The organism is Anabaena sp. FACHB-83 (assembly GCF_014697485.1).
Classification (GTDB): Bacteria; Cyanobacteriota; Cyanobacteriia; order Cyanobacteriales; family Nostocaceae; genus Nostoc_B.
Window position 1 is genome coordinate 67,676 of record NZ_JACJRY010000010.1, and the last position, 26,382, is coordinate 94,057.

The 26,382-nt window shown below is 41.0% G+C and carries 21 protein-coding genes; 13 read left to right on the top strand and 8 right to left on the bottom strand.

Features of this window, described 5'->3' with window-relative positions; translation table 11 throughout:
* Window positions 1-39: 39 nt before the first annotated feature.
* The 3 genes from H6G79_RS14265 to gshA all read right to left on the bottom strand — a co-directional run bounded on the left by H6G79_RS14265 (window position 40) and on the right by gshA (window position 4,978).
* Window positions 40-2,223: a peptidoglycan DD-metalloendopeptidase family protein gene (locus tag H6G79_RS14265; protein ID WP_190589658.1), complete on the bottom strand. Its 2,184-nt coding sequence runs from the start codon at window positions 2,221-2,223 to the stop codon at window positions 40-42.
* A 768-nt stretch (window positions 2,224-2,991) separates the two neighbouring features.
* A complete protein-coding gene (locus H6G79_RS14270) occupies window positions 2,992-3,453 on the bottom strand; it encodes a tRNA (cytidine(34)-2'-O)-methyltransferase (RefSeq protein ID WP_190589657.1) in 462 nt (153 codons plus the stop codon).
* 385 nt (window positions 3,454-3,838) lie between these two features.
* Window positions 3,839-4,978: a glutamate--cysteine ligase gene (gshA, locus tag H6G79_RS14275; protein WP_190589656.1), complete on the bottom strand. Its 1,140-nt coding sequence runs from the start codon at window positions 4,976-4,978 to the stop codon at window positions 3,839-3,841.
* A gap of 1,410 nt (window positions 4,979-6,388) precedes the next feature.
* Between gshA and H6G79_RS14280 the strand changes: the two genes are divergently transcribed.
* From H6G79_RS14280 to ctaD, 4 genes are all read left to right on the top strand, one after another.
* Window positions 6,389-6,889: a DUF2231 domain-containing protein gene (locus tag H6G79_RS14280; RefSeq protein WP_190589655.1), complete on the top strand. Its 501-nt coding sequence runs from the start codon at window positions 6,389-6,391 to the stop codon at window positions 6,887-6,889.
* Window positions 6,886-7,491, top strand: coding sequence for a DUF2231 domain-containing protein (locus H6G79_RS14285; protein ID WP_190589654.1), 606 nt, complete (start codon window positions 6,886-6,888; stop codon window positions 7,489-7,491). Before H6G79_RS14280 ends, H6G79_RS14285 begins: the two co-directional genes overlap by 4 nt.
* A 116-nt stretch (window positions 7,492-7,607) precedes the next feature.
* Window positions 7,608-8,525: a cytochrome c oxidase subunit II gene (locus H6G79_RS14290; protein WP_190589653.1), complete on the top strand. Its 918-nt coding sequence runs from the start codon at window positions 7,608-7,610 to the stop codon at window positions 8,523-8,525.
* Window positions 8,526-8,584: 59 nt separating this feature from the next.
* Window positions 8,585-10,255, top strand: a complete 1,671-nt coding sequence (ctaD, locus tag H6G79_RS14295; protein WP_190589652.1) for a cytochrome c oxidase subunit I — start codon at window positions 8,585-8,587, stop codon at window positions 10,253-10,255.
* Window positions 10,256-10,325: 70 nt separating this feature from the next.
* Here ctaD and H6G79_RS14300 read toward each other — a convergent pair whose 3' ends face one another.
* The gene (locus tag H6G79_RS14300) at window positions 10,326-10,679 is read right to left on the bottom strand and encodes a four helix bundle protein (RefSeq protein WP_190589651.1); all 354 of its coding nucleotides are present in this window, start codon (window positions 10,677-10,679) and stop codon (window positions 10,326-10,328) included.
* A 107-nt stretch (window positions 10,680-10,786) separates the two neighbouring features.
* Here H6G79_RS14300 and H6G79_RS14305 point away from each other — a divergent pair, with 107 nt between their 5' ends.
* The 4 genes from H6G79_RS14305 (at window position 10,787) to H6G79_RS14320 (ending at window position 16,398) form a co-directional block, all read left to right on the top strand.
* A complete protein-coding gene (locus tag H6G79_RS14305; RefSeq protein WP_190589650.1) occupies window positions 10,787-11,398 on the top strand; it encodes a heme-copper oxidase subunit III in 612 nt (203 codons plus the stop codon).
* Between the two features lie 538 nt (window positions 11,399-11,936).
* Window positions 11,937-14,015, top strand: coding sequence for a cation:proton antiporter (locus tag H6G79_RS14310; protein WP_190589649.1), 2,079 nt, complete (start codon window positions 11,937-11,939; stop codon window positions 14,013-14,015).
* A 184-nt stretch (window positions 14,016-14,199) separates the two neighbouring features.
* On the top strand, window positions 14,200-14,751 hold the full coding sequence (locus H6G79_RS14315; protein WP_190589648.1) for an alpha/beta hydrolase: 552 nt from the start codon (window positions 14,200-14,202) through the stop codon (window positions 14,749-14,751).
* Window positions 14,752-14,973: 222 nt separating this feature from the next.
* On the top strand, window positions 14,974-16,398 hold the full coding sequence (locus H6G79_RS14320) for a WGR domain-containing protein (RefSeq protein WP_190589647.1): 1,425 nt from the start codon (window positions 14,974-14,976) through the stop codon (window positions 16,396-16,398).
* A 127-nt stretch (window positions 16,399-16,525) separates the two neighbouring features.
* Here H6G79_RS14320 and H6G79_RS14325 read toward each other — a convergent pair whose 3' ends face one another.
* Window positions 16,526-17,140 (bottom strand): hypothetical protein, encoded by a 615-nt coding sequence (locus H6G79_RS14325; protein ID WP_190589646.1) that lies wholly within the window; start codon window positions 17,138-17,140, stop codon window positions 16,526-16,528.
* A 318-nt stretch (window positions 17,141-17,458) separates the two neighbouring features.
* On the opposite strand from H6G79_RS14325, the gene H6G79_RS14330 reads away from it, so the two are divergent.
* Window positions 17,459-18,028 (top strand): Uma2 family endonuclease, encoded by a 570-nt coding sequence (locus H6G79_RS14330; RefSeq protein ID WP_190589645.1) that lies wholly within the window; start codon window positions 17,459-17,461, stop codon window positions 18,026-18,028.
* A 262-nt stretch (window positions 18,029-18,290) separates the two neighbouring features.
* Here H6G79_RS14330 and H6G79_RS14335 read toward each other — a convergent pair whose 3' ends face one another.
* Window positions 18,291-19,649 carry a hypothetical protein gene (locus H6G79_RS14335; protein ID WP_190589644.1) on the bottom strand — a complete coding sequence of 453 codons (1,359 nt, stop codon included), beginning with the start codon at window positions 19,647-19,649 and terminating at the stop codon, window positions 18,291-18,293.
* A 191-nt stretch (window positions 19,650-19,840) separates the two neighbouring features.
* Window positions 19,841-20,683, bottom strand: coding sequence for a methyltransferase domain-containing protein (locus H6G79_RS14340; protein ID WP_190589643.1), 843 nt, complete (start codon window positions 20,681-20,683; stop codon window positions 19,841-19,843).
* Window positions 20,684-20,833: 150 nt separating this feature from the next.
* On the opposite strand from H6G79_RS14340, the gene H6G79_RS14345 reads away from it, so the two are divergent.
* From H6G79_RS14345 to H6G79_RS14355, 3 genes are all read left to right on the top strand, one after another.
* A complete protein-coding gene (locus H6G79_RS14345) occupies window positions 20,834-22,168 on the top strand; it encodes a TrkH family potassium uptake protein (protein WP_190589642.1) in 1,335 nt (444 codons plus the stop codon).
* Between the two features lie 424 nt (window positions 22,169-22,592).
* Window positions 22,593-23,288, top strand: coding sequence for an NAD-binding protein (locus H6G79_RS14350; protein WP_190589641.1), 696 nt, complete (start codon window positions 22,593-22,595; stop codon window positions 23,286-23,288).
* 84 nt (window positions 23,289-23,372) lie between these two features.
* Entirely contained in the window at window positions 23,373-23,756 is a 384-nt protein-coding gene (locus H6G79_RS14355) for a DUF4346 domain-containing protein (RefSeq protein WP_190589640.1), read from the top strand.
* Between the two features lie 70 nt (window positions 23,757-23,826).
* Here H6G79_RS14355 and psb32 read toward each other — a convergent pair whose 3' ends face one another.
* Complete coding sequence (gene psb32 / locus H6G79_RS14360) at window positions 23,827-24,567, bottom strand: photosystem II repair protein Psb32 (RefSeq protein WP_190589639.1); 741 nt, start codon at window positions 24,565-24,567, stop codon at window positions 23,827-23,829.
* A 401-nt stretch (window positions 24,568-24,968) separates the two neighbouring features.
* Here psb32 and H6G79_RS14365 point away from each other — a divergent pair, with 401 nt between their 5' ends.
* On the top strand, window positions 24,969-26,159 hold the full coding sequence (locus H6G79_RS14365) for an MFS transporter (RefSeq protein WP_190589638.1): 1,191 nt from the start codon (window positions 24,969-24,971) through the stop codon (window positions 26,157-26,159).
* Window positions 26,160-26,382 lie beyond the last annotated feature (223 nt).

Consider the following 26,382-nt stretch of genomic DNA (forward strand, 5'->3'; position numbering starts at 1 on the left):
TTCTGACAAGAAAATAACTGGGTTGGATGCAGACAAGAACTAAATGCGGTTTTGTTGTGGTAGGAAGGCAATTGGGTTAACTGCGCCCTTACCTGATGGATGAATTTCAAAGTGAGTGTGTGGCCCAGTACTGAAACCAGTGCTACCCATTAAAGCAATAGTTTCGCCTTGACGCACTTGCTGACCGGCACGCACCAGAATCTTGCTGTTATGACCATAGCGGGTCATACTGCCATCAGGGTGACGAATATCCACGAGATTACCGTAACCACCTCTATTCCAGCCAGCTTTTTCAATCACACCATCAGCCGAGGCATAAACTGGTGTACCAGTTGCGTTAGCAACGTCAATACCTTTGTGCATTCTTCCCCAGCGCCAACCGTAGCCAGAGGTAAATACACCTTTGGCTGGCCAAATATAAGCTACAGAGGAGGTAGAAGGCGGAGGAATGGTCTCATCAATTGGTTTGGGCAAGTATTGATCTACTGCTGCCAAAGGTGGCAATTGTGGCGATACTTTAGTTCCCCGCATTCTTCTAGGAGAATCAGCCGCATTGATTCCAATGGGTGGTACTGTTACCCTAGCGCGATTAGGTAAGAACTCTGGGTTAATTGGCTCGTCAGTAGTGCTGCGAATAGCACTAAATTCGGGCTTAACTGGTTGAGCGTTGTAGCTAGGTAAAATTGGTGTTGGAACAGGGATGGGTACAGCAAAGGTCTTATTTCCAGAGACTGGCTTAGTAACTGCTAAGTTGTTAGGAACAGCTACAGGAACTGGAATCGAAATGCTGTTTTTGTCTGTATCAGTAATCGCTTGGGCAACTACATTACCAGTATTACCAGACTCTTGATTGCGGTATTTTTGCTGTAGTCTTTGAATTTCAGCCTGCAAACTCTGAAGACGCTCGTTGTTTCTGCCTCTTGCTACTCTTTGAGTTTGGCTACCTGACTGTAATTCAGTAAAGACTTTGGGTACGGGAGTATCACCACCTACACCGTTAACAGTATTTGTCTGTGTTTGGTTATTTGTTGCTGTGGTTGGTTTGACAGTGTTGTTGTTGACAAAAACTGGTGAAACTGGTGCTAAAGGTACGTTGGGGTTACTGCTGGCAGTGTTAACAGGTACACCAGCAATTTTGACATTGTTGGTCAACTGTACATTAGGCTGATTAACGGCCACAGGTATGGAAATTGCACCATTACGGTTAGCATTTGCCGATGGCAGTATGATTTTTTGATTGATTTTGAGCTGATTGGGATTGCTGATATTGTTGAGTTTGGCTAGTTCTGCAACCGTGGTGTTGTATCGGTTAGCGATCGCAGCTAGAGTATCTCCTGGCTTAACTTCGTAAGCAGTACCAGTATCCGTTGGTGCGGTAATTTGTGGTGTAGCAGGTACAGATGTTGTTGCTAGTGGCTGTACCGATTCACTTGGGAGTTTTGGTTGCTTAACTTCAGGAAAGAACTTGGTTTTGTCTTCATCAACCAATCCAGGTAACTGTTGCCCAACTTCTTGACTGATGCTTTGAGGTGGTAATTTCTCTGCTACAACTACCTCTTGCTTCAATGCAGGAGTTTTGGCTAAATTTTTTGACTCCCCAGACCGTAACTCCGCCAGACTTGCTCTTAAACGGTTCGATTTTGCTTGTAAGTTATATAAGGCAAATTCTTGCTGTGCTTTTAATTTAGCTTTGACTTCATCGTTAGCAGCTTTGATCTCAGATGCGTCGTTAGCTGTTAGATTTTCCTGTGCTTCGCCATCTTTGGCTTTTTTCTCGGCTGCTGTTTGGGCAACATTCTCTGGTGTTGGAACTTCCACAGGCATTCCATTTGCTGCCACTTGCAATTTAGCTTCAAGCCCAGGCAACTGAGAAATTGCTGTTGGTTCCACAATGACAGGATTTTCTGGCATGGTTGCTGCGGAGACTAGTTGGCTCTCCAGCGTCGCGGGAACAAACTTCATTTCAGTGTCAGGAGCAACAGGCAAGTTTGAGGCTACTTTTTGGCTGCCTACAGGTGCTGCTGCTTGAGCTTGATCGCTTTGTCGAGTCACGAAAAGGCTGGTCGCTCCAACTGAAATAGCCAAGCCAATCATGGCTGCTTGTGTGCTAACTCGACGATTAGCCTTGGAATTTACCACACTTAACTGCTCACTAGGGACACCATCATTGCTGGGGGTATTTTTCAGCACAGCTTTTACTCTTTTTTTCAATGCTCGTTTCAAAGACGACCTCCTATGATCACTAGCGCTTAACTGACCTCGATTTTGCAGTCGGAATACTAGTCAATGATTTAGATCACATCTGACGATAGACCTGGATCACATTCACCAGAGATACTTAGGCAAGATTAACCTGCTTCTCTGATTTAGACAAGTTTACACCTGTTAGCAGAACATAAAGTTGCTGTGCTTACTTGTCCGCTCCACTCCTCACACCCTAGAACTTTCGCTCTTTACATTATTCGCTGGGATTGGAAAGTTGATATTAGCCGAATCTGCTTTATATTGTCAGCAATTTTAGTTGCTATTTTTTTTAAAAGCGATGCCTCCTGCTGTAAATATCTTCAAGGTTTTTTTTACCAATCCGTCTTCCCAACAGGAGACTTTACGTTGATTCTTCCCTAAAAGACAACCGTACAAACTCTCCAGTACTTTTGTCCTCCTGAAATATACCTATTCAGACAAAATAGTACAAATGCCTTATCCGTATGGATTTGCAGCCCTTTATTTTTGGAAATCAAATAAATCTAATTCATCAAAATCTATCATTCAAATTTGGTATATTTTCAAAATTAATATAGAAATTTCTTATATAAAACTTGTCTAGTGAACCCGTTTTTTCAGGTATTTTACTGGTTTTAAAAAATTCAAAGTATAAAAAGTACAAGTATTTTTTGTTGGTGACAGAATTATTATCTGCTAGAAATGCCGTTGCAATTTGATTTTTAGGGTTACATGAGTATTTGTACTTATAGAAAGTCTGTTCAAACACTACATTAGATAACCGAGTTGTCGCCTGGCTTCAAACAGGCCGATGGCAACGCTGACTGACAGATTCAGGCTCCGAACCCCTGGCTCAAACATTGGAATATAAAGGGTTTGATCACAAATTGATAATGCTTCTGGTGACAAACCAGTGGTTTCGCTACCAAACAGTAACCAATCATTTGCATCAAACTGAAATTGAGTGTAATTACTACTTCCCCTCACAGAAAAACCCAGACATCTACCGCCGCGCTGTTGATGAAAGTCTTGAAAAACTGCCAGGGATTCATGATAGTGGAGTTTGACATAAGGCCAATAATCTAAACCGGCTCGTTTCAGGTAGCGATCGCTAATTTCAAAGCCCAAAGGCCCCACTAAATGTAATTCTGTACCTGTTGCTGCACAAGTACGCGCTATATTGCCTGTATTAGGGGGAATTTGCGGATTGACTAAAACAACTTGGGGCATCTGCTATGGGACTGCGCTTTTGTATAAAAAGTTATATTGACAATAAAAAATCTACCAAAAGGTAGAGGTTATCTATAGGTTTTCTTAATAACCATTTTGTAGTTTACATCGATTAGTTTTTTAAAACAAAAAAATTGCTACATTTTCTCAGAATTTTTGGAAAATGTATCTGACTAACTGGCCAATACAACTATTTTGTCCTTTCAAAACTAGAAACCAGACCCAAACTCATTCTTTGGCTATTTTTTGGAAAATCTATCGGATGTATGAAACCATTAACGATGGTTTTGGGCTAGTGGGATTTTCCTGGCTGGGTATTTGTCATTAGTCATTTGTCCTTGGTATTTACAAATGACTAATGGGATTGAATCACCTGAAGTTATCGTTATGCCAGCAAGGAAGAACACAATTTATGTTCTAGTTCCATTTCTCGTTCTTTTGTCGCCACAATCGCCTGAGAAATAACGCGCTGACAGTCAAAACCGACGCTATGAAGTTGTAGCCATTGCTGGGCTTCATTGCCTTCACGGAGAATTTTATGCAATGGTGACAAGAAACAGCTAAAGCCTTGTTGTTTAGCGATCGCCCAAACTTCTTGATATAGTTCCGCAATCCAATCTCTGGCTAAAATAGTTCTGCCATCTTGCCAATGTTGTAGTTGAGCATCCAAACTGGCACTAGCGGCTGCTATTTCATTGTTAGTGGTCAGTGCAATTAATTCTTCCGGGGATAATTTACTGTTAGTTAAAGGATCTAAATCTGGGTTATTAATTATCTGCAATAAACGTGCTTCTAACAATGCGGTAATTGCGAGTAAAGCAATGGGGTCTGTGACTAAATCACAAATTCGCAATTCCAGACGATTGAGATCATAAGGGCGGCGATCGCCATTTGGTCTAACCGATACCCATAAATGCCGGACATTTTGCATTGTTCCAGCTAATAACTGCTCTTCTACCCATTGAATATGATGGGCATGGCTGGTAAATAATGGTACGTAGGCGGGAGTTTGGGGAAATAAACCCCAACGAGTCGAGTGATAGCCAGTGGTTTGACCATTGAAAAAGGGTGATGAAGCACTCAGGGCCAGAAATAAGGGTGCTTCTAAGCGAATAAATCGACAAGCCCGCATTAATGTTTCTGGGTCGCTAATACCTACATTAATGTGTACGCTGGCAGTGACGACATTTGTGCCGTAGGTCTGCTCAATATAATCATGATAGGGATTGCTGGGGTCAGAACGAAAGAAGCGATCGCCCCCACTTAAAGACAAAGTACTTCCAGGTATCAAAGTGTAGTTACCCAAACGCTGGAGGTATTTGCGTAATTCTCGACGCGGACTTAGTAAAGCACACAACAGATTTTCGTAACTTGTGGATGGCTTTGTTATGTATTCCACGTTGCGACTGTCTGGTTCTCGCATAAACCCATTTAAGTCCGCAACAATCTTATCGGAGAGACCAACAATTTCACCTTGAGGTGTGCCAGTGTACATCTCAATCTCAAAGCCCTTTAGCAGTACCACTTAATTCTCCTTGGCTCTCCCAGCCTTTTAATTGTATCGAATTAGACTATTTTTTGGTTTAAACTTGCCGTTCTGGAAACGTTAAGAATCTTTTAGCAGAAGATGAACCACGGTAAACGATTTGTTTCATCCCTTAGTAATTACTTAAAATAAAAGTATCAATTTTATTTCTATCTTGGTATGGAGATTCACATACTACATTAGGGTGAAAAAACCGTACTTGATTTTCTACCTTATTTGCAAGTTGAACTGAGTAATTACACAATAGAGTAAATCTCGCCAGAGATAACTACTACCAACGATACATACTACTGGATAACCGACGCACAAAACTACTCAATAACGATAATTTTTAACACCGAGCTAATTAATTTTCAGGGCTTTTGACTTGTGCGCTAAGTGCCATTAATTTTACTTTATGACTTACGCAACAGTCATATTTTTTCTGTAGAGTGTGTGACGCAACAAAAGTATTTGAACGTAGTAATGAAGCTTATAGCGTCACGCACCAATGCTTAATTTTGACACTTGCATCAGTCCGGTTACTTTTTACTCAGCACTCAGAACTTTTTCGGTAATACTTGTCATACTGAGGGGTAAAAATTAACGTGCTAAAATTTCCACTCAGGTTTTTGCCAGAATTTAGATATGGAACTAATATTTTGATTTGGGAAATATAAGTAGGATGTGTTAGCGACAGCGTAACGCATCTAGCACAAATTTTTAGGTGCGTTACGGCTTAAGCCTAACACACCCTACATATACTGAGCGAGTCAAGATTAACTTGCTAAAATTTCCACTCAGTTTTTTTGCCAGAATTTAGATATATAAGCTTTGCTTTTAATGCAAATAAAAATCAAGAATCATAATAGATATTGCGATGAGTTTTTTATTTTAATATATTATTTATTATTTTTTTGCTTATTGATAACTTATGAGAAAAAATCTTATGTTAATTGGATTACAAACAAATATTTGATAATTGTGCAGAATCATATATACAAAGATTTTTCTATATGTAATATCTAAAAACAAAAGGTAGATACGCTACATCATCATAATAGTTTTTCTGTTAAAGCCGGGATTTTTATAGCTTTCTATTATTTTTTTGACAATTACTAAAAAAATCCTTAAGCTAATAGATAGATGGCCAACTATCAACCAAATAACTCCGATTTTGTGAGGTAAATTCAAAATCGTTGTTATAAAGTATCAGCATGAACAAATGAATTGAACTGAATCATTGACGATAAATAGTAACTTCAACAAATTGAGCTTAAACAAAGCTAATGCCTGATTTACTGGATGGCGCTACGCAGTTTTGAAAATCATCCATTCAGGTAGGAATGTTTGTAGTGATGGTCATGCTTGTCTGTTAAACATGAAACTTTGGCTAAGGTGCAGGAAACTATGCTTGATTTTTTTACATCGTTGAACGACCATAATCTACCCTATCCAGATACGCTACATCCCATTGTTGTTCACTTTGTAATTGCAATGGTATTGTTTGCATTTTTCTGTGACTTAGTAGGTTATTTTACTGGCAAGGCTCGCTTATTTGAGGTGAGTTGGTGGAATATGTTTGTTGCTACGATCGCCATTTTCGTAGCGATTATTTTTGGACAATTTGAAGCTGGTTTAGCCCAGCCTTACGACGTAGCTAAATCAGTTTTAAATATTCATACCCTGATTGGTTGGTCACTGTCTGGCCTCATCGCCACAATTACCGCCTGGCGCTATGTACTTCGTTCGCGTAACCCGCAAAAATTACCAGTTCATTATTTAGCCGTGGGATTTGTCTTAGTGGCAATTGTCGGCTTGCAAGTTTATTTAGGTGATGAATTGGTTTGGGTATATGGATTGCACACAGTACCAGTTGTTGAAGCTGTTAAGGATGGGATGCTGCCATGAATTCAGAACTAATTAATCAATTAAACGTAGAAATAGGCGCGAACGGATTACCTTACACTCTGCCTATTCACCCAAATTTGGTGCATCTGACCATTGGTCTATTCATCATTGGTATTACCTTTGATATCGTCGGTGTTTTGTTCCCCATGCAAAAATGGGTGTTCAAATTTTTGGCAATTACTGTTGAACGAGCCAACTTCTTTGATGTGGGTTGGTACAACATGGTTGCGGCAACTGCCATCACCTTTTTTACTGTAGCTGCTGGCTTTTACGAAATGTTCTTAGCCTCTCCACCAACAGATATCAAGAGTGCATGGGGAATGCCAGCAATGGAAACCATGCTGTGGCACGGTATTGGTGGTGTTGTCCTCCTCGCTTTATTTGTTGGGATGACCATGTGGAGAGGATGGCAACGCTTTTCTTGGAGTAAGGATTACGACGTAGAAGTGCAGTGGAGCTATTTATTTGCGGGAGTCGCAATTATGTTTTTGATGTTCCTGCACGGCACATTAGGAGCGCAGTTAGCTGCTGAATTTGGCGTTCACAACACCGCAGATAGACTACTGAAATTAGGCGAAGACCTGAACACAATGCTCAAATAACTTTTGTCATTCGTCCTTTGTTCTTTGTCATTTGTTAATGACTAATGACCAATACTTCGGCTTCGCTCAGTACAAGTGACCAATGACTAATGACTCATGACTCATGACCAAAACCCATGAAACTCTCAAAGATTTTAAGTGTATTAACATTAATTACTGGTGCGATCGCAATTAGCATCACCAGTATCTGGATAGGTAAACAAGCCTATTCCTGGCTACCTCCCCAAGCGGCGGCCGAATCTCATCTGATTGACGATTTGATTAGTTTTTTGGTGACATTAGGTGCGTTTATTTTTCTGGGTGTCACCAGCACTTTGATGTATTCTGTGATTTTCCATCGTGCTGAAAAAGGCGACCTCAGCGATGGCCCCCACATTGAAGGTAACGTCACTTTGGAAGTTGTTTGGACAGCCATCCCCATTATGTTGGTACTGTGGATTGCTGGCTATAGCTCCCAAGTTTACGAACAAATGGGTATTCAAGGCCCCACCCAACTAGTGCATTTGCATAACCCCGTGGGGATGGAATCAGCTTATGCTGCACCCCAAGAAGGTGTAATCAGTGAACCTGTAGAAAAAATTGATGTCATCGCCAAACAATGGGCGTGGGTATTTCATTACCCTGAAAAAGATGTTACCAGTACCGAATTGCATTTACCAAGCGATCGCCGCGTGCGTTTAGCACTGCAATCAGAAGACGTACTGCATGGCTTTTATATCCCAGCATTCCGCCTCAAACAAGACATCATTCCCAACCATACCATCGACTTTGAATTTACCCCCATTCGCCAGGGTCAATATCACCTCACCGACTCCCAATATAGCGGCACTTACTTTGCCACCATGCAGGCAAACGTAGTTGTGGAATCTGACGAAGACTATCACAAATGGTTGGCTAAAATCGCCACACACAAACTCTCCCCCGCCAATAACCAAGCTGCTTCTGAATACGCCCAAACAGCCAATGAACCCGTGAAAAATGGTTGGGATACCGTCGTACCCGCCGCACCTCCTTTGGTTAATTATTCCGGTTGACAGCAAACTAATTCCCTGCACCCTCAAATCCTTCACACCCCTGTTTCTTCAAAAGAACAATGACTAACATCCCTATTGATGGTCTCAACCTACCGGTTGGGAAACCACACCACGAAACCCCAGGAGGCTGGAAACAATATTTCAGCTTTAGCACCGACCACAAAGTCATCGGTATTCAATACCTTGTTACTTCCTTTTTCTTCTTTCTCATCGGCGGTATCTTCGCCATGATTCTCCGGGGAGAATTAATCACCCCCGAAGCCGACTTAATTGACCGCACCGTATATAACGGTATGTTCACCATGCACGGCACAGTCATGCTGTTCTTGTGGACATTTCCCTCACTAGTAGGTTTTGCTAACTACCTCGTCCCCTTAATGATTGGGGCGCGAGACATGGCCTTTCCCCGCCTCAACGCCGTCGCCTTTTGGATGGTTCCCGTAGTCGGGATTTTGTTGATGTCCAGCTTTTTTGTCCCTGGTGGCCCTGCCCAAGCAGGTTGGTGGGCTTATCCTCCCGTCAGTTTGCAAAATCCCACAGGCCACTTGATTAACGGTCAAGTTTTGTGGCTGTTGGCAGTTGCCATCTCTGGTGTCTCCTCAATTATGGGTGCTGTCAACTTTGTGACCACCATCGTCAAGATGCGTGCGCCCGGTATGACCTTCTTTCGGATGCCTTTGTTTGTCTGGGCAGTCCTCAGCGCCCAAATCATCCAATTGTTTGGTTTACCAGCCCTGACAGCAGGCGCAGTCATGTTGTTACTTGACCTCACCGTTGGTACTGGCTTTTTCAACCCCAGCAACGGCGGCAACCCAGTCATGTTCCAGCATTACTTCTGGTTCTATTCTCACCCGGCTGTGTATGTGATTATCTTGCCAGTTTTCGGTATCTTCTCCGAAATCTTCCCTGTCTACTCTCGCAAACCTTTATTCGGTTACAAAGTCGTTGCGATTTCATCACTGTTAATTGCCGTCGTCAGCGCCATTGTTTGGGTACACCACATGTATGTCAGTGGTACTCCTGCTTGGATGCGGTTGATTTTCATGTTAACCACCATGTTTGTGTCTGTACCGACTGGTATTAAGGTATTTGCTTGGGTAGCGACAATTTGGGGTGGTAAGTTGCGCCTCAATACACCCATGTTATTTGCCTTGGGTGGATTAATCATGTTTGTCTTTGCTGGCATCACAGGGATTATGTTGTCTTCTGTACCTGTGGATGTTCACGTTAACAATACCTATTTTGTCGTGGGACACTTCCACTACGTCCTTTTCGGTACAGTGACAATGGGCTTGTATGCTGCTATTTATCACTGGTTCCCCAAAATGACCGGGCGGATGTACTACGAAGGCTGGGGTAAATTACATTTCTGGTTGTCATTTATTGGTACTAACCTCAACTTCTTACCTATGCACCCACTAGGTCTGCAAGGGATGTTACGCCGGGTTTCTTCCTACGCGCCAGAGTATGAACAGTGGAATATCGTTGCCAGTCTGGGTGCATTTTTGTTAGGTATGTCTACCTTGCCATTCATCTTCAACATGGTGATTTCTTGGATGCAAGGCGAAAAAGCACCTGATAACCCTTGGCGGGCAATTGGTTTAGAGTGGTTAGTTTCTTCACCACCACCTGTTGAGAACTTTGAAGAAATTCCTGTAGTCATCTCTGAACCTTACGGTTACGGCAAATCAGAACCTTTGGTAGCAGAAGAGAAGGGTGTAGGGGTGTAAGGGTATAGGGGTGTAGGGAATTAACACCCCTTAAACCCTTACACACTTAAACCCTCAAACCCTCACACCCCTATTTCTCTAATGAACGAATCAGGAAAAACAATAACTTCCCAACTGATTCGCATTGATTAACGACAGGAATAATAATTTGTGATGAGGCTAGTTCAACACGAATAGATAATAACAAATGTGTTTCTAGCTCTTTGAGGGAACCTTGGGCGATGTATAAAAATTGAATATACTCGCCACATGTTCTTCTTCCATAACCTTCAGCAATATTAGCTGGAATTGATGACGCATCTCTACGAATTTGAGCAATCATTCCATAAGTTTCTTCTTTGGGAAATGCTTTTGTTGCTTTGTAACACAATTCAGCAACATTCATGGCTTCTTGCCAAACTTTCAAATCTCGATAAGACTGCATTAACTGTTCTGATATTTAGTGCTACTTCGTTTTACTCCACAGTCAATGGAAGTGCCTAGCAGTTTTTACACCCATATACCCTCACACCCTTACACCCTCAGATCCCTATGGACAGTTCTCTAGATTCCTATCAGTTGCAGAATCACTCTCATCATAGCGGTGAGCATGGACATGACGAAGAAGGCAATAAAATGTTTGGTTTTATTGTTTTCTTACTGTCGGAAAGTGTGATTTTCTTGAGTTTTTTCGCCGGCTATATTGTCTATAAGTTGACAACTCCTAATTGGCTACCGGCTGGTGTGGAAGGATTAGAAGTTAGAGAACCAGCAATTAATACTGTTGTGTTGGTTGCGAGTAGCTTTGTAATTTATTTGGCAGAACGCGCCCTACAACGTCAAAACTTATCAGGTTTTCGGATGTATCTGCTGGCAACAATGGCAATGGGCAGTTACTTCTTAGCCGGACAAGCTATTGAATGGAGTCACCTAGCTTTTGGTTTCACTTCTGGAACTTTTGGCGGGATGTTCTACCTGTTAACTGGGTTCCACGGTTTACACGTTTTAACAGGTATTTTGTTGCAATTAATGATTTTGATTCGTTCTTTCATTCCAGGTAATTACGAATCTGGCCACTTTGGTGTGAATGCTACTTCACTATTTTGGCACTTTGTGGATGTGATTTGGATTGTCTTGTTTGTTCTGCTTTACATTTGGCAGTAAATATTAAGTTTGTCTAAAAACAAAGCCAATTTTCAGGGGAAGAGTAACATAACTCATCTTTTCCTCTGTTTTTCATTTTGAGATATTTTCAAAGAGTAATAATTCAGCACTCAGGAGCCAGAATTCAGAATTTATAGCGTTTACTAGTTGAATGAAGGACGAATCTATCTGCGTCCATCTGCGTTTATCTGCGGTTAATTATTTTTGTCTGTATCTTGCTAGGTTAAGAAAGGCTATAAAAGTACTTCAGTTAAGAGAATAGTAAGGTTGGATGTAGCAATAGCGTAACCCAACATTCACGCATACTCTGTTGGGTTCCGTTCCTCCACCCAACCTACACCTATAGATTTTGATTCCTGAATTCTTACCTCAAAAGCATTTTATGACTTGGAAGAAAATTATGTCACTCTATCTGTGTATAGATGTGAAAAAGTCTCTTTTCAAGATAAAACTTGAAAGGCTGAATGTAGAAAATTGAATTTTACTGAGCTAAAAATTCTCAACAGATACAACTTCCCCAAAAATATTTAATTTACAAATGGCAATCCAATCTTTAGTCGCCAGCCCAATTATTGCATTTACTATTCTGCTCACAGTCATTTTTACTGTACCACCGATATTTGAAAAATTGCGATTGCCGGGATTGGTGGGTTTGCTAGTAGCAGGTGTGATTTTAGGAGAAAATGGTTTAAAGTTACTTAATTCCGAATCTGACACCATCAAACTGCTATCGGATATTGGCAAGATTTATTTGATGTTTGTTGCAGGTTTAGAAATTGACTTAGAGCAGTTTCGCAAAACTAGAAATCGTTCTATTGGATTTGGGACTCTGACTTTTTTAGTGCCGTTAATAGCTGGTGTTTTAGTTGGGCGGTTATTTAATTTTGGTTGGAATTCTGCTTTTCTGATTGGTTCTTTGCTGGCATCCCATACTTTATTGGCTTATCCAATTGTTAGTCGGTTGGGTGTGGTCACAAATGAAGCGGTGACTGTAACAATTGGCGCAACAATTTTTACTGATACAGGTGCTTTGTTGGTATTAGCCATTTGTGTGGGGATTCATGGTGGAGAATTTACAGCCTTGAGTTTAGCCACACTTTTGGGTGGATTAGCTATTTATGCGGTTGTGGTTTTGTTTGGTTTTGACTGGGCTGGTAAGGAATTTTTTCGGCGTTCGGGAGATGAACAAAGTAATCAGTTTTTATTTATTTTACTAGCATTATTCTTGGCTTCTGTGGGAGCGCAAGTGATTGGAGTTGAGAAAATTGTTGGGGCATTTTTAGCAGGTTTAGCTGTTAATGATGTTTTAGGACGTAGCCCAGTTAAAGAGAAAATTGAGTTTATTGGGAGTGTTTTATTTATCCCATGTTTCTTTGTCGATATGGGGTTGCTGATTGATATCCCAGCATTTCTCAAGACTCTAAGTTCGGTTTGGTTGACTGTGGTCATCGTCATAGCTTTAATTAGCAGTAAATTTATTGCGGCATTTTTAGCAAAATTATTTTATCGCTACAATACGGCAGAAATGCTCACAATGTGGTCGTTATCTCTACCGCAGGTAGCAGCTACATTAGCGGCGGCATTAGTGGCTTATCAAACTGTTAACTCTGCTGGGGAAAGGTTAATCAGTGAAGGTGTTTTAAATAGTGTGATTGTTTTGATGCTGGTGACTGCTATTTTAGGGCCAGTAATTACTTCTAGGTTTGCCACAGCTTTACAAGTTAGTGATGCAGATTTAGAAACAGATAGTCTGGCAACTTGGTGGGAAAGTCCTGAAACTGAGGTAGAAGAAAAACCACATCAATTTACTGTAGTAGTGCCGATTTACAATCCTCAAACCCAGCGTTATTTAATAGAAATGGCGGCATTATTGGCGCGTCATGAAGGTGGGAGAATTGTCCCATTAGCGATTACTAAAGCTTTGATTCAAATGGATGATCCGCAATTGGTGACGGCGCTAGACCAAAGTCAAAAAAGATTGAAGATGGCGCAAGAAATTAGTCAAGAATTTGATGTGGAGGTGTCGCCAGCAATTCGCATTGATGATGATGCAGCTTTGGGAATTAGTCGTGCGAGTCGAGAACGTAATGCGAATTTAGTGGTGATGGGTTGGTCACAAACAACAGGGTTTCGCGCTCGTTTGTTTGGGAGTGTGATTGATAGTGTGTTTTGGTCTTCACATTGTCCCGTGGCGGTGACACGTTTATTGAGTAGTCCAACCAGTATCCAAAGAATTTTGGTACCGGTTGGTGATTTGACGCGACAAACTATTGGTGCTGTTAGGTTCGCACAAATTGTAGCTGATGTGAATCAGGCAGAGGTGGTATTGTTGCATGTGAGCGATCGCAAAACGCCCCCATCTGTAGTAGAAAAATTTACATCACAATTATCTGAAATTACAGCAAAAGGTCAGTTACAGGTGAAAACTAACATCCAAACAGTTAAAGGCGATGATGTCGCTAGAGTAATTATTCGAGAAGCTCAAGCCTTTGATTTAGCAGTGTTGCGTTCTGTGCGCTATCGCACCGCCGGCGGTTTAGGTGTGAGTCAAGTAACAACCCAAATTTTGAAAGAATTGAAATGCTCAATTGTATTACTAGGAGAGCCTCACTCATAAGCTCTGCTAAATCTACTGACAGTATTTCATAAAGTTGAAAGTTAAATTTCTATCGTTGGTCATACCTCGGTGGATTCCCCAAACTGAATCTATGTTAGATAACCTAGTTAATATGTTGTCGTGAGCAGAAAGCTTAGATATTTTAGACTTGTGTACGCTCCACACCACTAGGAAGTTAAATTCAATGCAGATTTTTCAAGTTTGGAATCAATTAACCAGGTGGAAGTTTAGTAAATTCTTGAGTCAGACAGTGGCTTTAGGAGTTGGTGCTAGTGTTTTGTTATTCAGTGCTAGTGCTAATGCTGCTGAACAAGTGATTTTAAAGTATGGTAGCTTTCAAGGGCCTGTTTCGGTTGCAGAATTGAACGAGTTTGTGCAAACAGGTAAGACTACCCCAACAATTAGTAATTATTTGCAAGCGGCTAAACAAGACCCAAATGTAGCGCGTAAAGCCTTAGTCGCAGGTATTAAAGCTGAACCTGCTTATTTAAATAGCTTGCTGTCTGGCTGGACAGGGCCGATTTTACTAGCTCAAGTTGGGGATGTGGTGCATCCGCCTGGGGGAGATTTAGATGCACAGGCGCTAGAAACATCTTTGAATAAATCTATTCAACAAGATGGGGAAATTACTTTGTTAGGCGCAATTCGTCATTATCCAGATCATACTGTGGAAATAGAAGGCGATCGCCTCATCCCGGTTTATGAAAGACTCAGTAGTTTGGCGAAAATCCTTTAAGTACTGAGTTTTCAGGAAGGATCTAATTCTAGAAATAAACAAATCTTCAACCCACACAACCGAGTTTTACCTGTATGAACGCAGGTTACAACCGCTAATTTCGCTTAAACAACCAAAGCTTATCGACATACGACCTTGGTAATAGTTAGAACCGATTAAGGATGGTCAATTTATTTGAATACCACTCCTTATATTTACATTCAGTTCTAACGAGAAAATGTCATGACTAAGGAAATAACCTACCTAGAGTTATCAGAAGATAGTGGAAGTTCCCACAAGTTTTATGAGGTGATTGTTGAAGATACTCAAGTAAGCATCCGCTACGGTCGTATTGGTGACGCGGGACAAACCCAGACGAAAACTTACCCGACATCAGAAAAAGCAAAAGCAGAAGCGGCGAAAAAAATTAACGAAAAGTTGAAAAAAGGCTATGAAAAAGCGGTGATGGGTGTGCGTCAAAAGCGTCCTGTGACTCGCCGCGAAGTGACTAGTACGGCTTCCACAGCCAAACAATCACCAATTTTGTGGAAGTTTACAGCTAATTCCGCCGCTTTTGGGATTTTTATTGATGCTAACCGTTGCTGGTTGGGTAATCAAGCAGGTCAAGTTTTTGCTTTGAACCATGAAGGTAAAGTGAGCAATCAGTTTAAGCTACCTGATGGGGTGAAATGTTTAGTTGCTGATGATATCTGGATTTACGCTGGCTGTGATGATGGTAATGTCTATGATTTGACTGGGAAGTTACCCCGCGTTGCTTACAAAATTGATGAAAATGTCGATATATTCTGGCTTGATATTAAAGATGGTTTATTGGCTGTCTCTGATGTCAATGGTGGTGTGACAACTATAGATCATGATGATGAATCACAATGGACGCGGTTGAGTCAAGGTAATTCCGGCTGGATGGTTCGCTGTGATGAAGCGGGAATTTATCACGGTCATAGTCAAGGAGTGACTATGTACGATAACAAAGAAGGTCGAATGCTGTGGCATCAAAAAACCACCGGGAGTGTATTATTTGGTTGGCAAGAAGCATCCACAGTTTACGCTGGTGCAAGCGATCGCAAAATTTATAGTTTTAGTAAGCAAGGTCAACCACTAACAGTATATAAGTGTGATTCCTCAGTTTATTCTTGCGCTACAGCCCAAAATGGTAAATATGTGTTTGCTGGTGACAATAATTCTTCGATTTACTGCTTTAACCAAGCCGGGGAAAGACTGTGGAAGTTGGGGACTGGTTGCGGTTCTGCTTTATCTATGCAGTTTTACGAATCTCGAATTTATATTGTTACTACCGATGGGACTTTAGCTTGTATTGATGCTAGTGAAGATGCGATCGCCTCTGCTCAAGCTGGTACAATTCCTGAAGCAACTGTGATTAAAGCGCCAAAAACTGAGGGAGTCACACCTTCGGCTGTTCTGGAAACTACCACAGATACAAGTGGTGGGGTAATTGTCGAGTGTTTCCAAGATGGCAGTAAACTGCGCGTCAGAGTTATTTCCCCAGGCTACAATTCTAACTGGAATGTGCAGTTTCCCAAAGATATTCGCCAAGCAGGCGATCGCTATCTCGTCCAAGAAATCCGCGAATCAGCTAGAGGCGGCTTTTATCGCGCCTATGGCGATATTAAAAAGATTAACAATTAACACCCAGTTGCACGTAACCTGGGGTGGGAGTAGGGAGTAGGTATTGGGGGTGAAAGAGTTTTGGATACTTACACCCTTACACCCTGTTTTAAAACCTTAATTTTTCGTTTTTTGCGTAAGTCCTATCTTAATCAACACGTTGAATACCAACGTGCTGGGTAAAGACAAACCAATCTTTCGAGAAACCTTTAAACTCAATATCCTTCAGATTAAATTTGAGATGATTATCCTGGAGGGTAAATTTCACAATATTATTGTTGTCTGGCTTATCGGTGAATAAAATTAATTCTGTACCGCCTGGAATTGCCTGCTTGGATTGATCATTTAGCACCTTAGAATCTACAGGTTGGCGCTTAATGATGGTATCTGCGTTAAACACCAGTTTGAGGAAACCTTGTTTATTGCCGACAGACTGGCGATCTACAATTATATTTACTGTATTTTTGGCTTGTTGTTTAGTGGCGATCGCTTGAATATTTGTCACAGGCGTAATTTCATCTGGGATAATTTTGGCGTGTTTGCCAAAGGCATACCAGTTACTACTAAAACCCTTAAATTGAATATCTTCTAAAGATAATTTATAGTAATCAGAATGAGCCGCCGGGATTTCGTAAGACTTCAACACCAGTAGAGTCCCAAGGGGAATATTTTGTTGTTTCGTACTTGGCAATTGACCCGATTGTACTGGCTCTTGTTTAAGAATTGTATCCTGAGTAAATAGCACACGATTTAAGCTTGCCATATTCTGAACCTGAGAACTTACATCAAGTTATACAATATCAAAGTTGAATTTTACGGTTTCTGTGCATCTGGAAGGTGAAGTAAATTTATCCTCAGACTTAGCAAAGTTATATCAGAATCCGGTTTGATTTCTGAATCTATTTGTGTAGGTAGGGAGTAGGGAATGGGGAGTGGGGAGTAGGAAAAAAGCCTGAGCTAGATGTACTAATTTTTTTTATAACTCAAATATGAGTCCTATACTTGTAGAGTAAGGTTGGGTTTTTGCGATCGCTCAACTCACTCGCTACCAGTGAGCAAAAAAGGCACGAGGAAAAGCTAAATGAATACTGTGGTTCTCAATCTAGAACCGATAGCACATTTAAGTGATGAACAATTCTATCAATTGTGTCTTGCTAACCGTGATCTCAGCCTAGAAATGAGTGCAGCAGGAGAGTTGATTATTGTGCCACCAGTTGGAGGAGAAAGCGGAAATCAAGAAGCTGGCTTAATAACTGATTTAGAAATCTGGAACCGTCAAGCTAAATTAGGCAAAGTTTTTAGTTCTTCAACTATCTTTATATTACCGAATGGTGCAAAACGTTCTCCTGATGCGGCTTGGGTAAAATTGGCAAGGTGGGAAGCTTTAACACCAGAACAGCGTAAAAAATTCCCGCCACTTGTACCAGATTTTGCGATTGAACTGCGTTCCGAAACAGATAGGCTCAAATCTCTGCAAGAGAAAATGCAAGAATATATAGAAAATGGTTTGCGTTTAGGATGGCTGATTAATTATCAAGATGGCACAGTGGAAATTTATCGACTCGCACAACCTGTCGAAGTCATACAAATACCAACAATTCTTTCTGGAGAAGATGTATTACCGGGATTTGAAATGCAATTAATCTTATAGCGTTTTTCGGTTTAGTGCAGTACAAATTGATAGGGGATAGAGACTAGAGAAATGGGGAGCATCCCACTTTTTTATATGTCATTGCGAGGAACGAAGCAATCGCAAAATCTTACCATTCTGAACAAGTGCATGAGATTGCTTCGTCGTTCCTCCTCTCTGCGAGACGCTACGCGAACGCAATGACAATTATCCTCTATGTGAAAAATAAAAACTGGGATGCACCCAGAAAAATGTATCTCATGGAGATGAAAAACGCTGTAAATTAACCTCGTTGAAAACCTTTTGCTGTTTGTTTTTGTCCCTTAGCTTTAGGTTTAGTTTTATTAACTTCTGCTAGTGCTTCTTGAAATAAATTATGCAAATGTAAAGGCACACTGGCTATTTCTGGTAATTCTGGTTCGATAGGTTTACCATAATCTTGCAAGAGTTTATCTAAGTCATTACTCAAGTTAAAATCTGGATGCTGCAAAAAATCTTGTAAAACTTTTTCGAGTTGATTTGGGTATTGTTGTGCTAATCGATGCCAAATATAAGCATTGATACTTTTATCTTCTAGATAATAACGCATTAATTTTTCTGCACCTTCAATTTTGTGCCAATCATCAGCTAATAAAATATTTTTAAATTTAGTATAGGTTGGTAAAAATATCAAACCCCAACGGGGATGAGAAATGGTTGTGACTTGTTCCGCTTTTCGCAACTCGGCAGGTAAATCAACCTTTGGCGCAACCATTTTTTGTTGACCATTTTTACCATTTAGCATTTGCGAAACTACATTAGAGTCTACCCCAACTTCTTGTGCGGCTGCGGCGATTTCATCTTGGCTAATGCCTGCTTCTGCTGCTACCTCATCTAAAGATTTAGAAGTATCTAATCCAGCAGCTTGGAGATATTTCTCACTGATAATTGCTTGAAATTCAACTATTTTTTTATTTAATTGATATCCTGGTAAAGTAATTTCATCACTACCAAAAAAGTCAACAAACTGCTGATGATACTGCTCGACTGAGTGCCATGCTTCTTCTAGTAAGTCTGGAGCATCGCTGTAAAGATGACTTTTATAATTATCTTTAAAATTACCAATAGCCACAGCCAGTTTTGGCTTGCCAAGCTTACCTAAAAATGTGTGAGGCCCAGAAAATATCCATTCATTTTCCGTCAAAGGAGAAATGCGGGTAAGTAATATATCTCCTGGCTGGAAACGAGATACGCCCTGTTGTTTTTCACTACCGTTAGACTTAACAATATAATTTTTAGCAGTCAGAACTATGTAATGTTTAGCCGTAAGCCAGTTCATCAATTCCAAACCATCAGGTAAAATTTGGGTGATGGTAAATAAGCCAATAAAGCTACGATGCCAACTGTTGAGTAAATTGCGATCGCCATCGGTTAAATCTGCATTACTGGCAATAAATAACTCAATGGGTGAACTATCACCAACTTTCCCTTCTGTAATAAACCGATCAATAATTAAATCTTGTTGCGTGTTGTCCCCATTTCCCTTATGCGACTGTGCAGCTGCATAAACCTCTAAAGCTTGCGCCAGTTCACCTTCAGCATCTAGGACAAAATCAACCAAAGCTTGTTTAAGTGTGTGCGCTCTTTTTACTAGGACATCCACAAGCGAATCTCTCTGCTCAATAGTTGTAGCCTATAGCGTCTTGGCAGAGAACCACATCTAGCAATAGCCATATTTCTTTTAGGGTATTTGGGTATTTCACGCGATGTGCAACTTATTCTTGAAACCCCTCTCCAAACCTCTCTCCGCTTCGGGGAGAGGCTTTGAATCAGATATTCAAGAAGTGGGAATTTCTACTTATTCCCGCACACCAAACCAAACTTAATTAACCCACTTTCATAACCGCGACTCATTAACCCTAGTGCTAAGGCTCCTTGAATGGTATTCCAGCCAGAACGCAACAAGCCAAAAATTGCACTAGGTGTGATTGCGGAATCAATTACGACATTCCAAAATGGTGCAACCGCAACTGACCAATCAGCAGTGCGGATATTTTTTAATGGTAGTTGATGAGCGATCGCTTCATACTCCGGTAAGGAAATTACATAAGGCAAACAATACACCCGATAAATATCTTGCAAATGCTTTTGTTCATCTGCTGTTAAGGGTGCATCATCTGTGGCTCGATGACACCAAGTCGCCATAATTAAAGTCCCACCCGGTTTTAATACCCGATAACATTCTTGCAAAAACTGGGTTTTATCAGGCATGTGTTCGCCACTTTCCAGCGACCAAACCAAATCAAAAGTATCATCTGCAAAGGGCATAGCTTGAGCATTAGCCACTAAAAACTTACTTCTTACCTGTAACAGCATTTCTTGGGCGCGTTCTGTGGCTCTCGCCGCCTGCACAGGACTTAAAGTAATACCAGTAGTCCGAGCATGAAACTTTTCGGCTAAATATAAAGAACTACCGCCAATACCACAACCCACATCCAAAATGTTAGTTGCTGTTTTGACATCTGCCCAATTCAGCAATTCTTCAATTAAATCAATTTGTGCTTGACGGCGGTCTTTTGGTTGCGTTCCATCTGCACCGTAGTAGCCGTGGTGCATGTGTTCGCCCCAAACTTCTTCCCATAAACCCGAAGAAGCATCGTAAAACTGCTGAATTTGCTGATATAGTGTTGTATTCATAAAACAAATAATGCTAAGACAAAACAATGTTTAAATCAACATACTGGTAGGCTACCATGTGTGTTTTTAATTAAATAAAGATGTTTTTCCTTTCCAGGAAAATTTAATTAAGTAAACCCGCCTGGAAGAATTGAGAGGCTCTACCTTAATATGACTGTTTCGCGGACAATTTGCTTGGGTTTTATGGCTGTCATCACTGTCGGCACGATTTTGTTGATGCTGCCAATTTCAACTAGTGACGGCAGTTGGAATAATTTAGTGGTGGCATTGTTCACCTCAACATCTGCCGTTTGTGTGACTGGTTTATCAGTTGTTGACCCTGGGACTTATTTTTCTTTTTGGGGTCAGTTGTTTATTGCCTTGTTAGTTCAAATTGGTGGTTTGGGATATATGACAACCACTACATTTTTGATTTTGCTGATTGGGCATAAATTTGACCTGCGGCAAAAAATGGCGATTCAACAAGCATTAGACAGACCAGGAATGCAAGGTAGCGCCCAAGTGATTCGCTCAATTATTGCCACGACTTTAATTTTTGAAATTACTGGGATATTTTTACTTTTGCCTGTTTTTGTACCGCAATATGGTTGGTTACAAGGGCTATGGTTAGCGATTTTTCATAGTGTAAATTCTTGGAATAATGCAGGATTTAGTTTATTTAAAGATAACTTGATTGGTTATCAAACATCTGTGTTAGTAGTTTTCACAGTCACGACATTAATTATCTTTGGCGGTATCGGTTATCAAGTTATTTTAGAAATGTATCTTTGGTTGCGCGATCGCATTCTCAAACAAAAGACAATTTTAGTACTTTCTTTAGACTTTAAAGTTGCCACCAGCACAACTTTAATTCTGTTAATTCTCGGCACAATTGCCTTTTTTTGTATTGAAATTAGGAATCCTGAAACTTTTGGTAACTTAGACTTAGGCGGTCAGTTTTTAGTAGCTTGGTTTCAATCAGTCACTCCTAGAACTGCCGGATTCAACACTATAGATATTGCTAAAATGACCACTGCTGGTCTATTCATTACCATTGCTTTGATGTTTATTGGTGCTAGTCCTGGTGGTACAGGCGGGGGGATAAAAACCACAACTTTGCGAGTTTTGACAAGTTGTACAAAAGCAATTTTGCAAGGTAAAGAAGAAGTTTTATTGTATGACCGCAAAATCGCTATCTCCTTAATATTGAAAGCCGTGGGTGTATTGGTTGGTTCTGTAGCTACGGTAATTTTGGCAACGGTTCTAATTTCTTTAACAGATCCAAAGTTAGACTTTATTCAAATTTTATTTGAAGTAGTATCCGCCTTTGCTACCGTTGGTCTTTCTACAGGGATTACAGGTACAGTCTCCACCGCCGCTAAACTAATATTAATTATCACCATGTACATTGGTAGAGTTGGGGTTCTCTTGTTAATGTCTGCGATTTTAGGCGACCCCCGCCCGACTAGAATTCACTATCCAGAAGAAAACCTATTGGTGGGATAGCTAGATACAAGGCAAAAGTAAAAAGAAAGAATAACGATACTACAAGCCTTTTAGCAATTTCTTATGGTCACTGAGTTTCGGCTTCGCGGTAATCGAGCGAAGTCGAGATTCAACTACCGCCTAGTCGAAGTGTGGTCTGTTTATTTACGCCGAACTGTACTAGATACAAGGCAAAAATTAAACATACCAATTCCATTGAATTTGTAAAAATTGAAAGGCCTAGATCCCCGACTTCTTCAAGAAGTCGGGTATTTATTTATGGATAACGAAAACTAACTGTTGGGATAACCGTACTGAGTATCAATACTATTAACTTAAACTGATAAAATATGAAACACTAGGCAAAAAATAAAAATTGTTACTTTAAGTGAGATTTCAGAATTTTTTGTCCTAAATACAGGGAGCGTTAATAAGGAAAGCAACTGTGAACCTTGCATCACTAGGTTTTTTTCGCAGCCTACGTAAAGATAATCAGCAATTTGCGGTCATTGGGCTAGGTCGGTTTGGTCGGTCTGTATGTTCAACCCTGCATAAGTTTGGTTATCAAGTTTTAGCAACAGATGTTGATGAAAAAAGAGTTTGTGAGGCGTTGACAGAAGAAATCGTTGGTCATGCTTTGCAATTAGATTCAACAGAACCAGCCGCACTGAAAGAAGCAGGGATTTTTGAATTTGATACAGTAATTGTAGCGATCGGTAATTACGTTCAAGAAAGTATTATTACTACTCTCAATGTCAAAGAAGGTGGTGTACCTCACGTTGTGGCGAAAGCTTCTAGTGAAGTTCACCGCAAGTTATTGCATAGAGTCGGTGCAGATCATGTTGTTTTCCCGGAGTATGAAGCCGGCTGTGCTTTAGCACGTACTCTTACCAAACCATCTATATTAGATAGATTTGACCTCGACCCAGACCATAGTATTGTTGAGATGATTGTGCCTGATGAATTTCATGGCAAAACCATTACCGAAATTCAACTGCGTAACCGTTATGGTTTAAATTTGCTGGCTGTTAGTCAAGATGGTAAATTTGCCATCAACCCAAACCCCCACCAGCGACTAGAACGTGGTTCAGCAATGGTGGTAATTGGCTGTAATAAAGATATTAATCGCTTACCCATTTAATGCTCTGATTGAGGAACATAGGAATTACACTTAAGTATATGGTGTAAAAACCCTGAAAAAAGAATTTTGTGTTTGATCGGAGTTATGGATTTAATAGTTAAAGATTTAGCAGCAATAGATGATAGACTTTCTCAGCGTCATATTGACCTTGACCCGGCTGGCTATTTCATCATCTATTTGGATAGAGGGGAGGGATTAATCCACGCCAAGCATTTTACGAATGTAATTGATGAGCATGGTTTAGCTGTAGATCCCGAAACAGGTAAAGTCATTCCGGCGCGGGGTAAGGTGGAAAGAACTCACAGCACAGTTTACAGTGGCAGAACTGCCAAGGAACTCAGTGTGAAAATTTTTGAACAAACTCACCCTTGTCCAGTGTCGCAGTTAAACCATGCAGCTTATTTAGGACGAGAATTTGTCCGTGCTGAGGTGGCTTTAGTGACAGGACAAGAGTATGTTCAAGACTAAAGAAAGTATGAAGTATGAAGTGTGAAGTCTGAAATTTTTGACTTCATACTTCAGCCTTCATACTTCAGAGTTAGCCGTTAGATGGTGGCTGTGGCTGATTTACTTGATATATGTAGTAAGTCGCCATCGGGATGACGGTTGCTGCAATTAACAGACCTATCACCCAAGCAGTTGCACTACCTTTGTCGGTATCCTCTGCTTTGGTAAAGGTGCCTTCTACCGTTTCTTTATCGACAATTTGTGGTGGGCCGGGGTCGGGTTCACCAGAGAGAACTTTCACTAAGCGATCGCTCGCATCCAAAAATGCCTGATTATATTTATCACCGTTGCGTAATGGTGCAGCTAAGGTTTCTGTAGCGACACTTTCAGCAATAGCATCAGTCAACAAAGACTTGACTTGATCCCCGGTAATAATTGCAGTGTTGTTAGTAACAGTATCCAGCACTAACAAAGTTTGGTTTGCTTGCGCCTCTTTGGTGGGAAACCATTTTTCAAACAGCCCTTTAGTAAAGCTTTCTGAGGTTTCACCATAATCTAAACGGCGAATTGTGACAAATCGCACTTCATTGCCCGTTTTCTTGGCTAAATCTTCAAAGGTACCACTAATCTTACCTTCGCTAATGCGACTTAGCACTTCACCTTGATCTACAACCCAGTCTCCACCGGGGGTTAAATTCGGAATTTGATACACACCAGTAGCTAACGCCGGGGTAGCCAAAAGTGATGCACCAAGAATAATTGCCAGTATTGGTGTTAGCAGCCAAATGATGTATGTTTTAATGCCAAATACTGTTCTGAGGAGCTGTTTCATTTGATTGATCCTAAGACAGACTAGCACCAAAAATACTACACAATCAATGACAAAATCACCCTGTTCAGGAATTTATCTATGTTGAAGGGAACAGAAAAATTGGGTGAAAGGGTTTGGGTTGTAAGGATTTTGAATAAGTACACCCCCATACCCTAATTTCTCACGTATGGGTGGGGAGAGGGGGGAGTGTGGGGGGAAAAATTTCTTCACCATCCTCCCACACCCCTGAATTTCTCTCTGCGGACTTTACCGAGAATTGAAGAACTTTATGATATAACCGAATTTCTGTCTTTTTCACTGCTACAAAAAGCTATTTGTCAGAAAAAGGGTGATTTTTTCCGGTTTCTAACCCAGAGTGCAGACAGAATTCTATGAAGAAGCTATTTTATTGATCCAAAAATATGCCGCAGAAATCAGCCGCATTAAAGTTTGTAATATTACTGGGTTTTGTTAGCCTTTGTGCTGATGCTACTTATGAAGGCGCACGCAGTATTACAGGGGCTTATTTGCAAGTGTTAGGTGCAAGCGGCACTGTGGTAGGCTTAGTAGCGGGTTTTGGTGAACTCATTGGATATGGTTTGCGCCTCGTGATTGGCTATCTCAGCGACCAGACGCGCAAGTATTGGGGTATTACAACTTTAGGATTTATTTTGAATACTGCCGTTGTCCCACTATTGGCTTTTGCTGGGAGATGGGAAGTAGCCGCAGGGTTGATGATGGCAGAACGCACAGGTAAAGCCGTGCGGACTCCCCCGCGAGATGCACTCCTATCTCATGGTGTGAGTCAAATTGGTAGAGGTTTTGGCTTTGGTTTGCATGAAGCAATGGATCAAACCGGGGCTGTGATGGGGCCTTTAGCAGTAGCAGCAATGGTATATTTCCAAGGAGAGTACCGCAACGGCTTCACGATTTTGATTGTACCTGCGGTGTTGGGATTGATTGTGTTATTGGTTTTGCAATTTTTGTATCCCAACCCCAGTGACTTGGAAATTGAAGATGAAACGAGTCAAGAAGACGGAATCCCGCGAGCTTTTTGGATTTATCTGGGTGCAGTGGCGATTATTGCGGCTGGTTATGCAGATTTTCCGTTAATTGCTTTTCATTTCCAAAAAGGAGATATTGCTTCTGGGCAAACAATCCCCTTATTTTATGCCTTGGCAATGGGAGTTGATGCCGTAGCTGCGCTGATATTTGGCTATTTGTTTGACCGCGCAGGTATTTCGATTTTGATGATTGCAGCTTTTGTCTCATCTTTTTTTGCGCCTTTGGTGTTTTTAGGCAATACCCAATTAGCGTTGTTAGGTATAGCATTGTGGGGTATTGGGATGGGAGCGCAAGAGTCAATTTTAAAAGCTGCGATCGCAGGACTTGTCCCCAAAAACAAACGCGCCACAGCTTATGGTATCTTCAGTACAGGCTATGGTTTTGCTTGGTTTTTAGGCAGCACTTTAATGGGTATTTTATACGATCGCTCCATCACCTTATTAGTCATCTTTTCGACTGCAACTCAACTACTCGCAATTCCCTTCTTTGCTTGGGTACAATTGCAAGCGAATAAATCCCAACCAGAGTTAACAGATAAGCCTGTTTAAATCAAAGAATCTGGGTCTATAAGCTGTTAATCACTTAATTTGCTTGTTTAGACCGCAGGGGAGCATGGGAGCAGAGGGGCAGGGGAGAGGTTACTGTTAATTCTCCCTTGCGCCCCTGCACCCCTGCACCCAAGATACCTTCACAAGTAAATTCCTTATCCGAAAAGTATTGCCTAGCCTCTATCAATTTGTACTGCACTAAACAGAAAAGCGTTATGCTGTA

Excerpts from the sequence above, each read along its gene's own strand:
- H6G79_RS14270 (WP_190589657.1), bottom strand. The coding sequence starts at position 3,453 with ATGCCCCAAGTTGTTTTAGTCAATCCGCAAATTCCCCCTAATACAGGC.
- H6G79_RS14280 (WP_190589655.1), top strand. The coding sequence starts at position 6,389 with ATGCTTGATTTTTTTACATCGTTGAACGACCATAATCTACCCTATCCA.
- H6G79_RS14285 (WP_190589654.1), top strand. The coding sequence starts at position 6,886 with ATGAATTCAGAACTAATTAATCAATTAAACGTAGAAATAGGCGCGAAC.
- H6G79_RS14290 (WP_190589653.1), top strand. The coding sequence starts at position 7,608 with ATGAAACTCTCAAAGATTTTAAGTGTATTAACATTAATTACTGGTGCG.
- ctaD (WP_190589652.1), top strand. The coding sequence starts at position 8,585 with ATGACTAACATCCCTATTGATGGTCTCAACCTACCGGTTGGGAAACCA.
- H6G79_RS14300 (WP_190589651.1), bottom strand. The coding sequence starts at position 10,679 with ATGCAGTCTTATCGAGATTTGAAAGTTTGGCAAGAAGCCATGAATGTT.
- H6G79_RS14305 (WP_190589650.1), top strand. The coding sequence starts at position 10,787 with ATGGACAGTTCTCTAGATTCCTATCAGTTGCAGAATCACTCTCATCAT.
- H6G79_RS14310 (WP_190589649.1), top strand. The coding sequence starts at position 11,937 with ATGGCAATCCAATCTTTAGTCGCCAGCCCAATTATTGCATTTACTATT.
- H6G79_RS14315 (WP_190589648.1), top strand. The coding sequence starts at position 14,200 with ATGCAGATTTTTCAAGTTTGGAATCAATTAACCAGGTGGAAGTTTAGT.
- H6G79_RS14320 (WP_190589647.1), top strand. The coding sequence starts at position 14,974 with ATGACTAAGGAAATAACCTACCTAGAGTTATCAGAAGATAGTGGAAGT.
- H6G79_RS14325 (WP_190589646.1), bottom strand. The coding sequence starts at position 17,140 with ATGGCAAGCTTAAATCGTGTGCTATTTACTCAGGATACAATTCTTAAA.
- H6G79_RS14330 (WP_190589645.1), top strand. The coding sequence starts at position 17,459 with ATGAATACTGTGGTTCTCAATCTAGAACCGATAGCACATTTAAGTGAT.
- H6G79_RS14340 (WP_190589643.1), bottom strand. The coding sequence starts at position 20,683 with ATGAATACAACACTATATCAGCAAATTCAGCAGTTTTACGATGCTTCT.
- H6G79_RS14345 (WP_190589642.1), top strand. The coding sequence starts at position 20,834 with ATGACTGTTTCGCGGACAATTTGCTTGGGTTTTATGGCTGTCATCACT.
- H6G79_RS14355 (WP_190589640.1), top strand. The coding sequence starts at position 23,373 with ATGGATTTAATAGTTAAAGATTTAGCAGCAATAGATGATAGACTTTCT.
- psb32 (WP_190589639.1), bottom strand. The coding sequence starts at position 24,567 with ATGAAACAGCTCCTCAGAACAGTATTTGGCATTAAAACATACATCATT.
- H6G79_RS14365 (WP_190589638.1), top strand. The coding sequence starts at position 24,969 with ATGCCGCAGAAATCAGCCGCATTAAAGTTTGTAATATTACTGGGTTTT.